Source organism: Bacteroides sp. AM41-16, assembly GCF_003603495.1.
GTDB classification, from domain to species: domain Bacteria; phylum Bacteroidota; class Bacteroidia; order Bacteroidales; family Bacteroidaceae; genus Bacteroides; species Bacteroides uniformis.
The window spans coordinates 52,655-70,886 of sequence record NZ_QTNE01000001.1 but is presented as its reverse complement, the minus strand read 5'-3'; the positions used below and the strand labels follow the sequence as shown (position 1 = coordinate 70,886).

Genomic DNA, 18,232 nt, shown 5'->3' with positions numbered 1-18,232 from the left:
ATCCGTGTTGTTCTGCATAATCAGTGTCAAATCTAATAAATCACCAGAGTTGTGACTCCGTTATAGCTTTATCTTAAGTATCTTTCCTCCATATCCTTCGACGGCCACATTAGTAGCCTTATAGGGAAGCAGACTTATGTTTTCTTCTTTTCCGCTGAGCAGCTCCGTAGCTTTGTACTGGTCCATCTGCGGTATTTGTAGGAAGTCAAAAGCATGGGAAGGAATATTTATGGCAAGGTCTGCCGAGATATGGTCGAAGTTCACGACGAACAGCAGCAGGTCTCTCTCAAATTTGCGCAGGAATGTATATTGCTTATGTTCATTAAAGCGCCATCCGTTGACATTGGCATACATCAAATCGAAGAAAGCCCCCTGAGAGATGGCCTTTTCTTCATTGCAAAGAGTCAGCAGCCGTTTATAAATGCTGTATAGGTGTTTCTGGTCCTCCGTCAGCATCTTGCCGTCGAACTTGCCGCCATTGCGCCAACGGCGGATAGTATCTACACTCCAATAGTCAAAGATGGTTGTACGTCCGTCCCGGCCGCTGAAACCTTCACTATCCATGCCCAGCTCACCAAACTCCTGACCGAAATAAATCATCATCGGATTGGTGTTCATGCAAGCTGACACAATGAGTGCCGGAATCGCCTTGCGTGGGTTACTGGCAAAAAAGTCGGAAGCGATACGTTGCTCGTCATGGTTTTCCAGAAAGTTCAGCATGCGTTTTTCTATACCTCCCAGACTTTGCCAGGAACGGGTGATGGCAGTTGCCGATTCATACCCGCAAGTAACAGCCCGCAAGGTATCATAAAGTCCTACTTTGTCGTATAAATAATCAAACTTGCCACGGAACAAGTAATTCTTGTATTCTCCCGGGTTATAGACTTCGGCTATAAACAGCAGGGAGGGATATTGCTCTTTTACCTGCGGGATTGCCCATTCCCAGAACTCTACGGGAACCATTTCGGCCATATCGCAACGGAAACCGTCTATATTCTTTCCCGCCCAGAACAGCATGATATCCAGCATCTTGGTCCATGTGTCGGGAATGGGGTCGAAATGGCAAGTCCCGCCGTTCTGATAATCCACTCCATAATTCAACTTTATAGTTTCGTACCAATCGGTGATGTTTGGATAAGCGTCAAAACGGTTGTTTCCGGTAGCTTTTGCCGGAAACTCCCTATAAGGTTCGGCGGCTGCACCTTTCATGTCAAATTGGCCATGCAGTTCCGATTTCGGGATATAATAGAAGTTATTATATGGGCTGAACGCATAATTGGTATCATCGTTTGACCCCAGTTGTGAAGTGCCATCCGGCTGGGCATCCGAGTGATATTGACGGGCTACGTGGTTGGGAACAAAATCTATGATAACCTTCAGACCGCTACGGTGAGTGCGCTGCACCAGATTCTCAAACTCTTTCATACGCTCCGGTACGTCCTTGGCGAGATCCGGGTCGACATCATAGTAGTCCTTGATGGCATAGGGAGATCCGGCTTTACCTTTCACTATGGCCGGATGGTCGGGTTGGATATTGTGACGGCGGTAGTCAGTTTGCGTAGCATGCTCGATGATGCCCGTGTACCAGATATGTGTAGCGCCAAGCTTCTTGATTTCTCCCAACGCTTTGGCTGTAAAGTCAGCCATCTTGCCGCATCCATTTTCGGTGATGCTGCCATTATTGATGCAGTGGTTATTGTTGTTTCCGAATAGTCGGGTGAACACTTGATAAATAATCAATTTGTTTTCGTCGTTCATTTCTTTGTTTTCTATGTTATAGAATGGTTATTTTATTCTTTCCAAATGCTGCCTTTGTCAATGAGCAGGCGTTCCAATATATCATTGGTCGTATTATATCCCTGCATGAATATCTCCTCCGCCTTTTCCAGCTCTGTATTGCTGTATCCTTCCAAGTTATAAGGTTCTATCAGCAAATCAGCCTTCTCGCGTTCAGGAAAAGAGTTGGAGCGGAACATAAAATTATAGGAACGTAAGGCAATGCTCACAATGTTCATTTTATACTTGGTCGCCATCAGAGGGCTGACATTCACGGCAATCACTTTTTCGCATATACGGCGGAGGGTAGAGACAGGCAGGTTCATCAGCAGGCCTCCGTCCACGTAATGGGTGCCGTCTATATTGACCGGGGCAAACAATACCGGCATGCAACACGAAGCTGCTACGCGTTCGGCGATGTCCCCTTTATGGAAATGTACCAGACGTCCGTGGTCCAGGTCAGTAGCTGTAATAATCAGAGGGATTTGCAGTTCTTCCAGTTTCTTGGATTTCAGATTGCTTTTCAGGAAATCGATGAATTCTCCCAATTCAAACAATCCGACTTTGGGAATCACCAGTTTGGTCAGGTCCTGAAACTTGTGCCCGGCAAAGTAGTCAAGAACTTTATGCGGTTCATTGCCGTCGGCGTAGAATACCCCGGCCAAGGCTCCGGCGCTGACTCCGGAAAGTATATTGGGCTTTATGTCATGTTCCAATAAGGATTGCATGGCACCCAAATGGGCAAAGCCTTTGATGAAACCGCCGCTTAAGGCAAAACCTATTGGATATTTTTTAGTGAACCAGTTGTTCGTTACTACTTCCATGTTGAAAATATGATATATTGTTCGGCACGAAATTAATGATTTTATTGTAGGGAGAAAGGAAAATAGCGGAAAAAAGTTCAAAGTATTAAGAGAAAAGTCTTCTCTATTAAGGAGAAAGTTTTTCTTAGTTAGGGAAAAAGTTTTTATCAGTTAAGAAAAAACTTTGTTTATGGTTTGCGGATGTCTATCCCAAGCCTTGGGATAGACATCCGCAAACTGGGGATATGTATCCGCAGTGTGCGAACAAAGTTTTAGGATTAAGGGATACTGTTTGAGAATATACGTTTATTTCTTTGCGATTGCTTTCAGCAGTGCATATCCTCCAAACCACTGAATCAGCATGCCCGGAATGCCCATACGGAAATCTTGCACTGCCAAAAAGAAATTACCGCACAGTGCCCATTCAAAGGCCGTACCGATAATTTGATAGGAGAGGATTACACCCAGCAATGCCAATAAAGAGATATTCTTGGCATAGCGTGCAGCAAGAGCGGCGGTTCCGGCCAGCAGACCGGACTTTATAAGTATGGCCGGCAACACGGCTGCTGCAGGCATGGCAAAAAGCAGATGATTGATGACCGGAGACAAGAGAGCCGTCAGCAGACCTACCTTGAAACCATATTTATAAGCAGCTATCAGTGTAAAGAAATAGATGGGAAGCAACGTCGGACCGCCTGCTGGGACCAGATGGCAGAGTTGCGGCAAGGCGATGTTTCCTGCCACGAACAGCAGGGCGAATAGATAGGTCTTTACGTTGCCGAAAGGCAAAGAATAAAGTTTTGCAGATGTTTCCATTTGTATAATATTATGCATTAGTTGATAAATCTATTTTTATTATGACTGTTTAAAACTGAAAAGGTTTAATCAAATCTTCACCAATTCATATTCCATGGTTCCCAATCCTATTTTCTCGGCATGGCGCAATCCGGCAAGCCAGTCCGTGTCGGGGTGCATCAAGTGGAACTTGTCGCATCCACACAAGTCGTCGTGCTCGTGTGCCGTGGCAAGGCAATTGTTACCGTGCAGTATCGGGGCTTGGATGACCATATCTGCACATGCCTTGTCCAGTGCAACCGGGTCTGCCGAAGCCAGAATGCCGAGGTCGGGCACGATGGCGGCATCGTTGTGGTTCCAGCAGTCGCATTCGGGAGATACGTTCATGATGAAGCTGATGTGGAAATGGGGCTTGCCCATAACGACAGCGAGGGCATATTCCGCAATCTTGTAGTTCAGGCGCTCGGAAGTATCTTCGGCTCCCATCACGGCACCGTCGTGCTGGCAGAGGGCTACGCACTGTCCGCAACCTACGCATTTGGCGTAGTCTATTTCTGCCTTGCGGCTGGCATTGAGGTGCACAGCGTCGTGTGCGCAATGCTTCACGCAGATGTTGCAGCCGATGCAGCTTGCTTCATCAATCTTGGGTTGCGAGGCGCAATGCAGTTCCAGCTTTCCGCCTACGCTGGCACATCCCATGCCCAGATTCTTCAAGGCGCCGCCAAAACCGGCTTGTTCGTGCCCCTTGAAGTGGTTCATACTGATTACAATATCGGCATCGGCTATCGCTGTGCCGATTTTGGGTGCCGGACAATATTCCCCGTTCAGAGGGATTTCGCGGTAGTCCGTTCCCTTCAGTCCGTCGCCGATAATGACCTGGCACTGGGCCGAGATAGGGTTAAAGCCATTCTCCATCGCACTTTGCAAGTGGTCTACAGCATTGGCACGACGACCGGAATACAGCGTGTTGCAGTCCGTCAAGAAAGGTTTGGCTCCCAGGCTGCGGAGCAGGGTTGCCATTCGAGCTGCATAATTGGGACGCAAGTATGCCAGGTTTCCGGGTTCGCCGAAATGGATTTTAATGGCAGCAAAGCTATCTTTCAAAGGAAGTTGCTCGATGCCTGCCCTTTTCAGCAAGCGTTCCATTTTATCCAAAAGATTGGATGTAGGGGAGGTACGCAAATCAGAGTAGTATACTTTTGCTTTTTCCATGTGTTTTTACCTATTTATAGTGATAGTATCTGCAAAAATAACGGATTATTTCCATATTAATAGGTATATGGCTAAAAAAAGTAGGGAAATCCCTTTTGACAAATAGGGGGATAATAAGAGGTCTATCCATGTTTCTGCCTACCTTTGTGGCAACTAAAAACTCGATAAGATGAAAACAATCAGACTAATTATTGCGGGACTGGTAATGACGATGGGATTCAGCAGTTGTTCCAGTTTGTTTTATGATGCTAAGGTAGATGTGTTGAACAGTATCCAGAAGGGGATGAGCAGGCAGGAGGTCACCAAGATATTGGGAACTCCAGAGTATCGCCGCTTCGACCGGGATATAGAAGAATGGGAATATTCCAGAGTGCTGTCCGGTAAAAGTAATATCAGCCGAACTCAGATTGTCGTGACTTTTGAAGGTGGGAGAGTCGTTGCAATGGACTCATTCTCCGGAGAGCCACGTACGTTGCCGGTTGTTCCCAGTGAAGTAGTGATAGATTCTCCAGCTCCGGTTTATGTCAGGGGGATGCACCCCGAAGACTTCCGGCATTTTTATGAAAAAGTGAAGTCCCGCCCTTTCAAGGATGATCAAATCGAAATGATGAGAACTGTTGCCCGAAACAACAGTCTGAACTGTGTGCAATGTGCCAGTTTGATGGCACTATATACTTTTGATGACGACAAGATGAAAGTCCTCAACATATTCGCTCCCAATATCGTAGATCCGGAAAACTACGAAGCGATTTTAGACGTCATTGATTCACTGTTCAAGAAAGACGATGCCAAGAAAATTCTGGGCATACGCTATTAAGAAGCAGGCATGTCGAAACGCATTGTCCGTTGGTGCCAAACACATGATGTATCGGAGGCTGACAGATAATGCGTTTAAGGTAAACAGATAATGCGTTTCGACGAGCTCTTATTCCGATAAAGGAAAGTGCCATAACGGACCGTTCCCGTGCCCTATATCCATGTTTTTCCCCCGGTTTATCGCAGTACCGATATACTCTTTAGCCTTGCAGACCGCTTCATCGAGTTTGCTGCTACCGGCAAGAAATGTAGCTATGGCAGAGGAAAGGGTACACCCCGTGCCGTGCAGGTTACGGCTCTCTATTTTGGGATTGGAATAGAGGATGCATCCGGATGGCAGGACGTCAGCCCCGGCAGAAGGTTGCCGGCAATAAAGCACGTCGCACATGTCATTGCCCTCCAGATGTCCGCCTTTGACGAGAACAGCGGTATTGTATCTGCAGGATAATTCCTGTGCCGCTTGCTGCATCTCCACAGTGCCGGCAATGGTTCGCCCCCAAAGCAGGCTTGCTTCATTCAGGTTGGGAGTAATGAGGGTGCATAGCGGAAACAGTTCCGTCTTAATGACTTGTATGGTTTCTTCGGTCATCAGCCGCCGTCCGCTGGTCGATATCATGACGGGGTCATAGACTATACACTCCGGAGTATATGTCTGAAGACAATCGACAATGGTGGTCACAATACCGGCATCATATACCATACCTATCTTGACGGCATCCGGCCTTAAATCATCCATAACAGAGGTGATTTGTGCCTTAACCATATCCACAGGTATCGGATAAACCGATTGTACTCCCAGTGTGTTTTGTGCAGTAACAGCCGTGATGACGGAAGCGGCATAACCTCCCAAAGCGGAAATGGTCTTTATGTCTGCTTGTATGCCTGCACCGCCCGAACAGTCGGAACCGGCAATGGAAAGGATAATAGGGGGAAGCATGAAATAATTAAAAATTAGAAATTAAAAATTAAAGGGGTGAGAGGAAAGCTGTTTCAGGTGGAGGAAGTGGGGGATGAAAGCTTCCTTCGCTTGCTGCCAGACATCTCCCAGCAGTACGGCACCTCCGAAACCTAAAGCGGCTATTTCCGGAAGATGTTCCAAGGTGATGCCACCCAATGCCATCACCTTTGAGTCGATAATACCAGCTTGCTGCGCCTTCTGCAAGGTATCGCAGGAGTAAGCGGAAGAATAGCCTTCTTTGGATATACTGTCATAAATGGGGCTGAGGAACACATAGTTACAATCTGATTTATGTTTCAACACTTCTTCAAGAGAGTGACAAGAGCGACTGACATGTCCCTTATATCCGGACGGTATCTGCGGATTGCGCCCGTTCAGATGAATTCCTTTCAGACCGAAAACGGATGCCAGCTGGAATTGCTCATGCGTGACAATGCGTGGCATATATTCCATCGGTAGCTGTTGAAGAAAATTCCCCATCTCCTCTGCCGAAGCTCCCGGCTTGCGCAGGTGGAGCATTTCCAAACCGTTTTGGAATAAGGAGGTAACTGCCTCTGCTTCTCCTTCAAAGAATTGCGGCGTGGTAATGACTATCAGTTTCATATCTTTATGGATGTTTGCCTATAGTGAGAGAATATACGACTGCATGGTCCTTAAATCAATCGTCCATAGCTTTCCAGCCAAGGGTTCACCGTAGCCGCAAATCAGTTTCAACACTTCATTGGCTTCTACGCTACCCACAATGGCAGGGGTTACGCCGATAACCGATTTGTCCGGAGATGGCATGAGCAGTGTCCCTTCTTCATCCGGATAGAGGTCACGATAGTTTTTAGCACTCTCACCGTAGCAGAAGACGGACACTTGGCCTTCAAAGCCTTGAATGGCACCATAAACGTAGGGCTTGCCCCAAGCGTTGCATACGTCATTCAGCAAGTAGCGGGTAGCGAAGTTGTCGCACCCGTCTACCACTATATCGTAGTTCCTTATCAGTTCTCCGGCATTCTTCTTGTCCAGACGGAAGGGGTATACTTCCACGTTTACATCGCTGTTCAAACCCTGCACTCTACGGGCGCCACATAGAGGTTTAGGCTGCCCAAGGTCAGCTTCAGCATACAGAACCTGACGTTGAAGATTACTGATGCTGACCTGGTCATCGTCCACCAATCCCAGCGTTCCGACTCCTGCTCCCGCCAGATAGAGGGCAATGGGAGAACCCAATCCTCCCACACCGACTATCAACACCTTGGCATTACGCAGTTTCTCTTGTCCGGCTTCGCCTATTTCAGGGAGGGACGTTTGTCTGGCATATCGGTTCATTTGTTCATTATTATTAAGGTTCTGTATTCGGCCACTCATCTCTTGAAAGCCTTCAAATCAAAACTCGCATCCCAATCTTTCCACACTGGTTCGCGCCCCAGGCGTTTCAATGCTTTGTCCACTTCCACAGCCTTGCGCTCGTCGCTGACATGAAACTGTTCCAGTGTTTGCGGATAGCTGTAATATCCTCCCGGTTCGGTCTTGCTTTCGGCGCTCATGGTTGTCACACCGAGTGTTGCCATATGGTCGCGTATATCGGCAGGCTCGCGGGTGGAGTAGGAGATGTCTACATCATGGTCGAAGATGCGCATGGCGAAAGTGACTTGTGCCAGTTCGCGGTCGCTCATGATGACATTGGGCTGGAAGCCGCCGTTCTCCGAAGGACGCATACGGGGGAAGTTGACGCTGTATTTCGTTTGCCAATAATGTTTCTGGAGATAGCGCAGGTGATAAGCCATCATGGTGATGTCTGTCCGCCATTCTTTCTCCAGACCGATGAGCACTCCCATGCCGATGGAATGGACGCCTGCCTGCCCCATGCGGTCGAAACCATTGACACGCCATTCGAATTTGGACTTCATGCCACGGGGGTGGTAGATGTTGTAATTCGACTTGTGGTAGGTTTCTTGAAAACAAATCACGCCATTCATGCCGTGTTCTTTCAGCGTTGCATACTCTTCCGTTTTTAAGGGCATCACTTCTATTTTCAGATTGCTGAAGTAGGGTTTTGCCAGGTCCAGTGCACGGGCTATGTAGGGCACGCCTGCTTTGGCCGGATTTTCTCCCGTTACCAACAGCAAATTCTCGAAAGGTGCCAGCTTCTTGATGGCCTTGTATTCGTTCACGATTTCTTCTTCCGTCAGTATGGTACGCGGCATGGGGTTGCTGATATGGAAACCGCAATACACGCAAGAGTTGGTGCAGGAATTCGTGATGTAAAGAGGCACGAACATGGAGATGGTTTTCCCGAATCGTGCCTCGGTGTATTTCTTGCTCAATCGTGCCATCGTCTCCAGATAGGGGGCAGCGGCGGGTGAGATGAGGGCCATGAAGTCCTCTACATTACAATGTTCTTTGGAGAGGGCACGGCGTACATCCGCATCTGTCTTGGCATGGATGCGTGCCGTGGTTTCCTCCCAGGATATATGTTCTAATTCGTCTGAAAACATAGTGCTCTATCAATTCCCATTTATTTCTTTTTTAATTCTCTCGACAACCGCATCGCACAGAAGTTCGGTCCGCACATCGTGCAATACTCCCCATCCACATGCTTCCCTGCATGAAAATAGCTGAACGCACGTTCCGGGTCGAGCGACAAGTCAAACTGGTCTTTCCAGCGGAATTCATAACGTGCTTTGCTCAGTGCATTGTCACGCACTTGTGCTCCGGGATGCCCTTTTGCCAGGTCGGCGGCATGGGCGGCTATCTTATAGGTGATGACACCTACACGCACATCCTCCTTATCGGGCAGTGCCAGATGCTCTTTGGGAGTGACATAGCAGAGCATCGCCGTACCCAGCCAGCCTATCTGCGCCGCACCGATGGCGGACGTGATATGGTCGTATCCCGGTGCGATGTCCGTCACGATGGGGCCGAGCGTATAGAAAGGCGCATCGTGGCATTTTTCTATCTGGCGCTCCATATTCTCCTTAATCTTGTGCATGGGCACGTGGCCGGGACCTTCGATGAAAGCCTGCACATTCTTGTCCCAGGCACGCAGCACAAGCTCGCCCATCGTGTCGAGTTCTGCAAACTGCGCTTCATCGTTGGCATCGTGCGTAGACCCCGGACGCAGCCCGTCTCCCAAAGAGATGGCAACGTCATACTGTGCCAGAATGTCGCAAATGTCATCAAAGTGTTCGTAAAGGAAACTCTCGCGGTCGTGCACCAGGCACCATTTGCTCATGATGCTGCCGCCACGGCTCACGATGCCGCACAACCTTTTCTCGGCCAGATGCACATTGTGGCGGCGTATGCCGGCATGGATGGTGAAGTAGTCCACTCCCTGCTCGCATTGTTCAATCAAGGTATCGCGGTAGATTTCCCAGGTGAGGTCTTCCACCTTGCCGTTCACTTTCTCCAATGCCTGGTAGATGGGGACAGTGCCCACGGGAACGGGACAGTTGCGGATAATCCATTCGCGCGTTTCGTGTATGTTCTCGCCCGTGGAGAGGTCCATCAGCGTGTCGCCGCCCCATTTGCAGCTCCACAATGCTTTCTCTACCTCTTCTTCGATGCCCGAGGTGGTGGCGGAGTTTCCGATATTGGTATTTATCTTCACCAGGAAGTTACGGCCTATAATCATCGGCTCTGCTTCGGGATGGTTGATGTTGGCAGGAAGCAGGGCGCGTCCGGCAGCAATCTCCTGGCGTACAAATTCCGGTGTGATGTGCGTCTCTATTCCCAGCTCCGCGCAGTTCATGTTCTCGCGAATCGCCACATACTCCATTTCAGGCGTGATGATGCCTTGTTTGGCATAGTACATCTGTGTGCAGCATTTTCCTTGAAGGGCGCGGTAGGGCAGGGTGATATGCTCAAAGCGCAGAGAGTCGAGCGACCGGTCGTCGCGGCGCATGCGCCCGTACTCCGACGTTATTTCGGAAAGCTGCTCCACATCGCCGCGTTTCAGTATCCACGGCTCGCGCAGACGGGGCAGCCCTTTCTTCAAATCCACTTCGACGGCAGGGTCGCTGAACGGTCCGCTGGTATCATACACATACACTTCCGGATTCGGAGTAAGTACCTTTTCTCCATCAACGAAGTTCGTACTGGGCACTTGCTCCACCTTGCGCATAGCTACGCGCAATTCGGGAAACAAGGTGCCCGGCAAATATACTTTCTCGGAACGGGGGAATTTTATCTTCTGGTTCATTTTTCTTTAGGTTTTGTTATGTAGAGATTTACGATTAGACAATTTACGATTTACGATTGGAGTTTGTATTGTTAAACAACCTCTCTCAACCGGTAGGTTTATGATTGCATGAGTAACTTCAATCGTAAATCGTCTAATCGTAAATCTCCCTGTTTTATCATTTTTCATTCAAGAAAGCCGTCAGCGGTGAGCTGGCTTCCGCAACAAAATTATCTGCCTGTATGCCCAGACCTGCTTCGTATGCCATGCGTCCTGCCTCTACAGCCTGCTTGAACGCTACCGCCATGGTCACGGGGTCGCCCGCCACTGCAATGGCTGTATTCACCAGGCAAGCCGAAGCGCCCATTTCCATAGCCTCTGCCGCATGGCTCGGGGCACCGATACCGGCATCCACCACTACGGGGATATTGGCTTGCTCGATGATTATTCTCAGGAAATCCCTTGTCTGCAGTCCTTTGTTTGTACCGATAGGAGCACCCAGCGGCATGACGGTGGCGGCACCGGCTTCTTCCAGCCTCTTGCACAGTGTGGGGTCGGCCTGGCAATAGGGCAGTACCACAAATCCTAACTTGACCAGTTCTTCTGTGGCTTTCAGCGTCTCTACAGAATCGGGCAACAGATAGCGGGGGTCGGGGTGTATCTCCAGTTTCAGCCAGTTCGTGCCGAAAGCTTCACGCGCCATCTGTGCAGCAAAAACAGCTTCTTCGGCATTGCGCACGCCGGAGGTGTTGGGCAGAAGCTGGATACCGGGATGCTGTATGTGTACCAGCATATTGTCTTCCTTGTTGTCCAGTTCAATGCGTTTCATGGCTACCGTCACCATTTCTGTGCCGGATGCCAGGATAGACTGCTCCATCACTTCATCGGAATTGAACTTTCCGGTTCCTAAAAACAGACGGGAGTTGAACTCACGTTCCGCAATCACTAATTTTTCCATATCAGTCGTCATATATTAATTCTTTATTTTTCATTCTCCATTAAAGAAATGATTCTTTTCATTTCATCTGCCGGACTATCGGCATGCAGTACCGTGCCCGAAAGGGCAATCCCGCTTACCCCCGTCTGCATAACGGCTGGAATATCCGCTATGGTTATTCCACCGATGGCTACTATCGGAAGGTGTATATCCTTCTCCTGCATCCGGTGGATGATAGCTGTATATCCTTCCAGTCCCAATATCGGACTCAGATTCTTCTTGGTAGTGGTGTAGCGGAAGGGGCCGCAGCCTATGTAGTCGGCACCGGCTTTGTAGTGTTGCAGTACATCCTCAAAAGTATTGGCGGTACCGCCTATAATGTACTCCGCGCCCAGAATCCGGCGTGCGTCGGCTATGGGCATGTCTTTCTTTCCAAGATGTACGCCGTCGGCATGCAGTTTTCGCGCCAGTTCCACATGGTCGTCAATGATGAAGGTGGCACCGTATTGCCGGCAAAGGGCCTGCACTTCCAAAGCTACGGGTTCTATCGTTTCCACCGGGGTGTCTTTCATGCGCAGTTGCACCCAGCGGCAACCGCCCTCAAGAGCCATGCGTGCAGCATCCAGATACGAATATCGTTCCGTATAGTGCGTGATGAACTGCATTCCTCCGTTTTTCAGTCTCTCGTCCTTCATCTTCCTCACCCTCCGCAAGCTGCTTTGATAATGATGATAGGCATGTATTCCCTCAGGATGCATTTTGTCCATTCCGTGCGAAGTACAATACGGTTGTCTACGGCCACGGCAATGCCTTGCATCGGTAGGGCAAGTTCCTCGATAAGTTGTGAAAGGGTAGTGGCGCCGGTTTTCACTTCCTTGTTGTTGACCAATACTTTCATTTTTCTGTTCATTAAGAAATAAAACAAATGGAAGTAAATACAAAGAAGCGTCTTTACGGCAAGTTCAGTGAAGAAAGAAATATCCAATTCCTACGGCAGTACTAACTGCATCAGGTTCGAGGGTATAATCTCAGCCCGTCGGGGCACCCCTTTGTCTTTACGGCAACAAAGGTAAGGGAAAATCGGAAATAAAAAACAAAAGAACGTACTTTTTATTTCAGTGATTACTTTTTGTTTACTCGCGCCCCTTTGTGGCACGTATCTTTTTCAGCGTATTCCGAACAGTGGTTCTGACTCCAGTTGAATAAAAATCAAGCTCTGTATTTTCCAGTATCAGTTGCAATTCCTGCAGCAGTTCCGGCTCCTTCCTGCAAAGCAGATAGGCTATTCTGATGGAAAGGGCTTGCACTCCTATGCTTTCTTGCGGAGATAGCATGTGGTCCAGGCAGTAATTCAGCAAATCGACGGAGATTGGAGTAGGGATGGGAATATTATACAGTATAGATAATAAGAGACGTTTGGAACCGTCGTGCGTGCAGTCTATCAGCCGTTGAATGATTTCATCGTACAGTAGGATGAACCAGCCGGGATGGATTTCGCTCAATTTCTCGCATACCCATATTGCCCGCCATGACACCGTCTGTTTTTCATCGTATGTCAATCGGTATATATCTTCAAAATACTCGGGGCAGAGGCATACCTCTTGTACCAGAGAGTCTATCGATAACTTATGAATAGGTACTGCCAAGGTATTTCTGAACTCCGTAATCTTTTCCATATATCCCATTTTGTTGTGAGTGGCAAATATAAAGGAAATGGCCTATTAAAACAAGAAAGGCTGTCTATTTGAAGAAAGACAGCCTTGAAAATATTCTATTTAAGGAATTATGCAATCCCGTGAGCCGTAGCTTCCGGTGCAATCTTCTTGATAAGACCTTGCAGCACTGCACCAGGACCGCACTCTGTGAAGTCCGTAGCACCATCGGCAACCATGTTCTTCACTGTTTGCGTCCAACGTACCGATGCTGTCAGCTGAGCCACCAGGTTCTTCTTGATTTCTACCGGGTCAGTATGAGGCATAGCGTCTACATTCTGATATACGGGGCACTTCGGAGCATGGATTTCTGTTGCATTGATGGCTGCTTCCAGTTCAACTTTGGCAGGGTTCATCAGCGGAGAGTGGAACGCACCGCCTACCTTCAACGGCAGAGCACGCTTTGCACCTGCAGCCTTCATCAGTTCGCAAGCCTTGTTGATACCTTCTATGGAACCGGAAATTACAATCTGTCCCGGGCAGTTATAGTTGGCTGCCACGCAAACTTCACCTTCAGCACTTACTTGAGCGCAGATTTCCTCAACCTTTTCATCCGGCAGGGCAATAATGGCTGCCATAGTGGAGGGCTGTGCCTCACAAGCCTTTTGCATAGCCATGGCACGGGCATACACCAGTTTCAGACCATCTTCAAAGCTCAGTGCACCGGCAGCAACCAAGGCAGAGAACTCGCCCAATGAGTGACCGGCGGTCATCTCCGGCTTAAAGTCATCGCCCATGCAGAGGGCGGAAATAACGGAATGAAGGAATACGGCAGGTTGGGTAACTTTAGTCTGGCGCAGGTCTTCATCTGTTCCGTTGAACATAATATCAGTAATACGATACCCGAGGATATCATTTGCTTTCTCAAAAAGTTCCTTGGCTAATGCCGAATTTTCGTACAGGTCCTTTCCCATGCCAACGAATTGGGCACCTTGACCCGGAAATACAAATGCTTTCATATTTACTCGTTTTTTAGTGTTTAAATAAAAAGTGCTGCAAAGGTAGAGGTTTTTCTGATATTCACCGCACAAACGGATGTTTTTTGTGCAATGCCCTTACTTTAAGGAGGGAAGCTAAAATACAATATGTATGCTTGGGCCTTCTGTGGTATCCGGAGGCTGAAATACTTATAAATGAAACACTTTCTCCTTATTGTACTTCCTACAATTAGACCTCTTGTATATTCTTGTAAATTACATATTGTATTCCATACGATAACAACTGAAAATGATATTGTATAAAGTAAGATATGTATTCAGTTGAAAAATAATGCTTTATAACATTATAAAAATAATCTTTTCCTTTATTGCAAATTAGAAAAACCTATTTATATTTGCAGCGCTTAACGAGATATATTATGCAAAACATAGAACAAAAAACGCCGTTGGCAAACAATCATATCTCTGTGGACTGTGTAGTGATTGGTTTTGACGGAGAACAGCTAAAGGTTCTGCTGATTAAGCGTGCAGGAGAGGAAGAAGGAGAAATCTTTCATGATATGAAGCTTCCCGGAAGTTTGATTTACATGGATGAGGATTTGGATGAAGCTGCCAAACGGGTGTTGAATGAATTGACGGGTCTGAAGAACGTCAATCTGATGCAATTCAAGGCATTCGGCTCAAAAAACCGTACGAAAGACCCCAGAGATGTACATTGGCTGGAACGTGCCATGCAGTCCAGGGTGGAGCGTATTGTCACCATAGCCTATCTTTCCCTGGTGAAGATAGACCGCGCATTGAACCGTGATTTGGACAATTATCAAGCCAGTTGGGTAGCCATGCCGGATATAAAGGCTCTGGCATTCGACCACAACCTGATTATCAAGGAAGCCATTACCTATGTCCGCCAGTACGTCGAGTTCAACCCGTCTTCACTGTTCGACTTGTTGCCGCGTAAGTTCACCGCATCCCAGCTTCGCACTTTGTACGAACTGGTGTATGACAAGCAGTACGACGTACGCAATTTCCATAAAAAAATTGCCTTGATGGAGTATGTCGTCCCCCTGGAAGAAAAACAGCAGGGCGTGGCCCACCGGGCGGCACGTTACTACCGTTTCGACAAAAAGATATACAATAAAATCCGACGGTAGCCGGATTGTAAATTCTTCATATCACTTTCATTTTAATATTGATAGAAATGTATTTATTAGGTTATGACATCGGCAGCTCGTCTGTAAAAGCGAGTCTGGTAAATGCGGAAAGCGGCAAGTGTGTATCGTCTGCCTTCTTCCCCAAGACTGAAGCGGAAATTATCGCAGTGAAGCCCGGCTGGGCAGAGCAAGACCCCGGAAATTGGTGGGAAAATTTGAAACTGGCCACACAAGCTGTATTGGCAGAATCCGGAGTAAACGCAGAAGACATCAAGGCGATTGGTATCTCTTATCAGATGCATGGCTTGGTATGTGTAGATAAAAACCAGCAGGTGTTGCGTCCTGCCATTATCTGGTGCGACTCCAGAGCCGTGCCCTACGGACAAAAGGCTTTCGAAACATTGGGAGAGGAGACTTGCCTTTCACATTTGCTGAATTCTCCGGGCAACTTCACGGCCTCCAAACTGGCTTGGATTAAGGAGAATGAGCCTTCCGTTTACGAAAAGATTCATAAGATAATGCTGCCGGGCGACTATATCGCCATGAAGTTGAGCGGTACCATCTGTACCACGGTGTCCGGTTTGTCCGAAGGGATGTTCTGGGATTTCAAGAACAACCGGGTTGCTGATTTTCTGATGGAGTATTATGGATTCGACTCCTCTCTGATTGCCGACATCAAACCGACTTTCTCCGAGCAGGGACGCGTCAATGCTGCTGCAGCCGCAGAGCTGGGTCTGAAAGAAGGTACGCCTATCACTTACCGTGCCGGCGACCAGCCCAACAATGCCCTTTCCCTGAATGTATTCAATCCGGGTGAAATTGCTTCTACCGCCGGAACGTCCGGTGTGGTATACGGCGTGAACGGTGAGGTGAACTACGACCCCAAGTCACGTGTCAACACCTTTGCACACGTCAACCATGCTGCCGGGCAAACCCGTCTGGGTGTTCTGCTGTGCATCAATGGTACGGGCATCCTCAATTCATGGGTAAAACGCACCGTTGCTCCCGAAGGCATCTCTTACAACGATATGAATCTGCTGGCCGCACAAGCCCCCATCGGCAGTGCCGGTATCAGTATCCTGCCCTTTGGAAACGGTGCGGAGCGTATGCTGGAGAACAAGGAAATAGGCTGCTCCATTCATGGCATCAACTTCAACCAGCACGGCAAACAGCATATCGTCCGTGCAGCACAGGAAGGCATCGTTTTCTCCTTTAAATATGGAATCGACATCATGGAACAAATGGGCATTCCCGTGCAGAAAATTCATGCAGGCAAGGCTAATATGTTCCTCAGCCCGCTGTTCCGCGAGACATTGGCCGGTGTGACGGGAGCTGTCATCGAACTGTATGATACCGACGGCTCTGTAGGTGCCGCCAAAGGCGCCGGAATCGGTGTGGGCATATACAAGGACAACAACGAAGCATTTGCCACGCTTGAGAAGCTCGAGGTGATAGAGCCGAAAGTGGCAGACCGCCAGGCTTATGCCGACGCATATGCGCGCTGGAAACACTGGGTAATGTGCTAATGTGCACATTAAAACGTTAGCACGTTAAAACAATAAATTAATAATTAACCCCGTGATGAATGTGTCTGTCATTGGCACATTCTCACATTAAAACATTAAATTCTTATGGCAACAAAAGAGTATTTTCCCGGAATAGGAAAGATTAAATTCGAAGGTAAAGAGAGCAAGAACCCGATGGCATTCCGTTATTACGATGCCGATAAAGTAATCATGGGTAAGAAAATGAGCGAATGGCTGAAGTTCGCCATGGCATGGTGGCACACTCTTTGCGCAGAAGGTGGTGACCAATTCGGTGGCGGAACAAAGAAATTCCCCTGGAACGGTGAGGCTGACAAGGTTCAGGCTGCCAAGAACAAAATGGACGCCGGCTTTGAATTCATGCAGAAAATGGGTATCGAATACTACTGCTTCCACGATGTAGACCTCTGCGAAGAAGCCGAGACCATTGAAGAATACGAAGCCAACTTGAAGGAAATCGTAGCGTATGCCAAGCAGAAACAAGCAGAAACCGGCATCAAACTGTTGTGGGGTACTGCCAACGTATTCGGCCATGCCCGCTACATGAATGGTGCAGCCACCAATCCCGATTTCGATGTTGTGGCACGTGCCGCCATCCAAATCAAAAACGCCATCGACGCTACTATCGAACTGGGAGGTTCAAACTATGTATTCTGGGGCGGTCGCGAAGGCTACATGTCATTGCTGAATACAGACCAGAAGCGTGAGAAAGAGCACCTCGCACAGATGTTGACCATCGCCCGCGACTATGCACGTGCCCGCGGCTTCAAAGGTACCTTCTTGATTGAACCGAAACCGATGGAACCTACAAAACACCAGTATGATGTAGACACCGAAACCGTTATCGGCTTCTTGAAGGCTCACAATCTGGACAAAGATTTCAAGGTGAACATCGAAGTGAACCACGCTACTTTGGCGGGCCACACCTTCGAGCACGAACTCGCAGTAGCCGTAGACAACGGTATGCTCGGCTCCATCGACGCCAACCGTGGTGACTACCAGAACGGCTGGGATACAGACCAGTTCCCCATTGACAACTTCGAACTGACCCAGGCAATGATGCAAATCATCCGTAACGGAGGCTTTGGCAATGGCGGTACAAACTTCGATGCCAAGACCCGTCGCAACTCCACCGACCTGGAAGACATTTTCATTGCCCACATCGCCGGTATGGACGTGATGGCACGTGCACTGGAAAGTGCAGCCAAACTGCTTGAAGAGTCTCCTTACAAGAAGATGCTGGCCGACCGCTATGCTTCCTTCGACAGTGGTAAAGGCAAGGAATTTGAAGATGGCAAACTGACGCTAGAGGATTTGGTAGCTTACGCAAAAGCCAACGGTGAGCCGAAACAGACCAGCGGCAAGCAGGAATTGTATGAGGCAATCGTGAATATGTACTGCTAATAATGATCAATGTTTAGT

General features: G+C 48.4%; 18 protein-coding genes and 1 riboswitch. Of the genes, 4 read left to right on the top strand and 14 right to left on the bottom strand.

What is annotated here, in order from left to right:
* Window positions 1-60: 60 nt before the first annotated feature.
* From DW896_RS00315 to DW896_RS00300, 4 genes are all read right to left on the bottom strand, one after another.
* Window positions 61-1,758 carry an alpha-amylase family protein gene (locus DW896_RS00315; protein ID WP_008664621.1) on the bottom strand — a complete coding sequence of 566 codons (1,698 nt, stop codon included), beginning with the start codon at window positions 1,756-1,758 and terminating at the stop codon, window positions 61-63.
* A 32-nt stretch (window positions 1,759-1,790) separates the two neighbouring features.
* Entirely contained in the window at window positions 1,791-2,600 is an 810-nt protein-coding gene (locus DW896_RS00310) for a patatin-like phospholipase family protein (protein ID WP_005825568.1), read from the bottom strand.
* A 285-nt stretch (window positions 2,601-2,885) separates the two neighbouring features.
* Window positions 2,886-3,395 carry a hypothetical protein gene (locus DW896_RS00305; protein ID WP_009038442.1) on the bottom strand — a complete coding sequence of 170 codons (510 nt, stop codon included), beginning with the start codon at window positions 3,393-3,395 and terminating at the stop codon, window positions 2,886-2,888.
* 69 nt (window positions 3,396-3,464) lie between these two features.
* Window positions 3,465-4,586 carry a DUF362 domain-containing protein gene (locus tag DW896_RS00300; RefSeq protein WP_009038441.1) on the bottom strand — a complete coding sequence of 374 codons (1,122 nt, stop codon included), beginning with the start codon at window positions 4,584-4,586 and terminating at the stop codon, window positions 3,465-3,467.
* A gap of 169 nt (window positions 4,587-4,755) precedes the next feature.
* On the opposite strand from DW896_RS00300, the gene DW896_RS00295 reads away from it, so the two are divergent.
* Window positions 4,756-5,403, top strand: a complete 648-nt coding sequence (locus DW896_RS00295) for a DUF4476 domain-containing protein (RefSeq protein WP_005825555.1) — start codon at window positions 4,756-4,758, stop codon at window positions 5,401-5,403.
* A gap of 108 nt (window positions 5,404-5,511) precedes the next feature.
* Here DW896_RS00295 and thiD read toward each other — a convergent pair whose 3' ends face one another.
* The 10 genes from thiD to fabD all read right to left on the bottom strand — a co-directional run bounded on the left by thiD (window position 5,512) and on the right by fabD (window position 14,136).
* The gene (thiD, locus tag DW896_RS00290; RefSeq protein ID WP_022402457.1) at window positions 5,512-6,339 is read right to left on the bottom strand and encodes a bifunctional hydroxymethylpyrimidine kinase/phosphomethylpyrimidine kinase; all 828 of its coding nucleotides are present in this window, start codon (window positions 6,337-6,339) and stop codon (window positions 5,512-5,514) included.
* A gap of 21 nt (window positions 6,340-6,360) precedes the next feature.
* On the bottom strand, window positions 6,361-6,963 hold the full coding sequence (locus tag DW896_RS00285; protein WP_009038439.1) for a thiamine phosphate synthase: 603 nt from the start codon (window positions 6,961-6,963) through the stop codon (window positions 6,361-6,363).
* Window positions 6,964-6,981: 18 nt separating this feature from the next.
* The gene (locus DW896_RS00280; protein ID WP_009038438.1) at window positions 6,982-7,677 is read right to left on the bottom strand and encodes a HesA/MoeB/ThiF family protein; all 696 of its coding nucleotides are present in this window, start codon (window positions 7,675-7,677) and stop codon (window positions 6,982-6,984) included.
* A 35-nt stretch (window positions 7,678-7,712) separates the two neighbouring features.
* Window positions 7,713-8,846, bottom strand: a complete 1,134-nt coding sequence (thiH, locus tag DW896_RS00275; protein ID WP_008664609.1) for a 2-iminoacetate synthase ThiH — start codon at window positions 8,844-8,846, stop codon at window positions 7,713-7,715.
* A gap of 20 nt (window positions 8,847-8,866) precedes the next feature.
* Window positions 8,867-10,549: a phosphomethylpyrimidine synthase ThiC gene (thiC, locus tag DW896_RS00270; protein WP_008664608.1), complete on the bottom strand. Its 1,683-nt coding sequence runs from the start codon at window positions 10,547-10,549 to the stop codon at window positions 8,867-8,869.
* Window positions 10,550-10,706: 157 nt separating this feature from the next.
* Window positions 10,707-11,486, bottom strand: a complete 780-nt coding sequence (locus DW896_RS00265) for a thiazole synthase (RefSeq protein WP_009038437.1) — start codon at window positions 11,484-11,486, stop codon at window positions 10,707-10,709.
* Window positions 11,487-11,509: 23 nt separating this feature from the next.
* The gene (locus DW896_RS00260; RefSeq protein WP_009038436.1) at window positions 11,510-12,160 is read right to left on the bottom strand and encodes a thiamine phosphate synthase; all 651 of its coding nucleotides are present in this window, start codon (window positions 12,158-12,160) and stop codon (window positions 11,510-11,512) included.
* A gap of 5 nt (window positions 12,161-12,165) precedes the next feature.
* Window positions 12,166-12,363 carry a sulfur carrier protein ThiS gene (thiS, locus tag DW896_RS00255; RefSeq protein WP_005837106.1) on the bottom strand — a complete coding sequence of 66 codons (198 nt, stop codon included), beginning with the start codon at window positions 12,361-12,363 and terminating at the stop codon, window positions 12,166-12,168.
* 70 nt (window positions 12,364-12,433) lie between these two features.
* Window positions 12,434-12,524, bottom strand: a riboswitch (TPP riboswitch).
* 74 nt (window positions 12,525-12,598) lie between these two features.
* Complete coding sequence (locus DW896_RS00250) at window positions 12,599-13,141, bottom strand: hypothetical protein (RefSeq protein ID WP_005837107.1); 543 nt, start codon at window positions 13,139-13,141, stop codon at window positions 12,599-12,601.
* A gap of 107 nt (window positions 13,142-13,248) precedes the next feature.
* A complete protein-coding gene (fabD, locus tag DW896_RS00245) occupies window positions 13,249-14,136 on the bottom strand; it encodes an ACP S-malonyltransferase (protein WP_005825542.1) in 888 nt (295 codons plus the stop codon).
* A 398-nt stretch (window positions 14,137-14,534) separates the two neighbouring features.
* On the opposite strand from fabD, the gene DW896_RS00235 reads away from it, so the two are divergent.
* From DW896_RS00235 to xylA, 3 genes are all read left to right on the top strand, one after another.
* Window positions 14,535-15,266: an NUDIX domain-containing protein gene (locus DW896_RS00235; RefSeq protein ID WP_034523179.1), complete on the top strand. Its 732-nt coding sequence runs from the start codon at window positions 14,535-14,537 to the stop codon at window positions 15,264-15,266.
* Between the two features lie 47 nt (window positions 15,267-15,313).
* On the top strand, window positions 15,314-16,792 hold the full coding sequence (locus tag DW896_RS00230) for a xylulokinase (protein WP_035448507.1): 1,479 nt from the start codon (window positions 15,314-15,316) through the stop codon (window positions 16,790-16,792).
* 105 nt (window positions 16,793-16,897) lie between these two features.
* Window positions 16,898-18,214 carry a xylose isomerase gene (gene xylA, locus DW896_RS00225; RefSeq protein WP_005825539.1) on the top strand — a complete coding sequence of 439 codons (1,317 nt, stop codon included), beginning with the start codon at window positions 16,898-16,900 and terminating at the stop codon, window positions 18,212-18,214.
* The last annotated feature ends 18 nt before the right edge of the window (window positions 18,215-18,232 follow it).